Genomic DNA, 777 nt, shown 5'->3' on the forward strand with positions numbered 1-777 from the left:
CAGCCGGCGGACGGCGCCTCGGCCGCCGAGGCATCCGCCCAGCAGTCGGCCGCGAACCGGCTTAATCTGGACGACGTCCTGCAGCGCCGGCGGGCCTGACCCGAGGCGCCCGGCAGGTTGGCTGCGGCCCGTCCACACCCGGACGGGCCGCAGCCTTGTCCGGTCCCCGGTTCCGAGCGTTCCGGGCCGCAATGGTGTGCAATGGAGACATGGACGCAGCGAACGTTGACCTGATGGCCACCGAGACCGCCGGCATCGACGTGTTGGAAAGTCCCGGCATGCGCGAAGCGCTGGAACTCGCCGTCGGCACCGTCGGCGGGACGGTCCGGTCCTGGCAGTTGGCGAAGCTGCAGCACCGGCCCGGGGCCGGCGCGACCGGGATCTACACCGTGCGGCTCCGCGGGCACGACGGCGGCGAGCGGACCGAGTACGTCTGCGTCACCACGGCGCCGGTGCCCGACTGCGGGCTTCCGCTGGTACGCCTGGACGGCGGGCCCGTCCCGCTGACCGCCTGGCTGTATCCGTCCGACCCGGTGCTGGTCGGACTGCCCGCGGCGTGCGACCCGGCTGCGGTGGGCCGCAGCGTTTTCGGCGGGGGAGAAGCCGACCTGAAAATGGTCAGCTACCGGCCGCTGCGGCGGGCCGTGCTGGAAGCCGTCCAGGACGGACACCGGGTCTTTTTGAAGGTGGTCCGTCCGGACCGGGCGGCGCAGCTGATGCTCCGGCACCGGCTGCTGACCGACGCCGGGCTGCCGGCCCCGATTGCCTCCGCCGGAC

1 pseudogene is annotated in these 777 nt (G+C 73.4%); it reads left to right on the forward strand.

Annotated features, from left to right (window positions below):
- Window positions 1-209: 209 nt before the first annotated feature.
- Window positions 210-777, forward strand: a pseudogene (locus tag AC5RUJ_RS17565) (aminoglycoside phosphotransferase family protein); the annotation flags it as partial.

This window comes from Arthrobacter sp. Y3223164 (genome assembly GCF_059091005.1).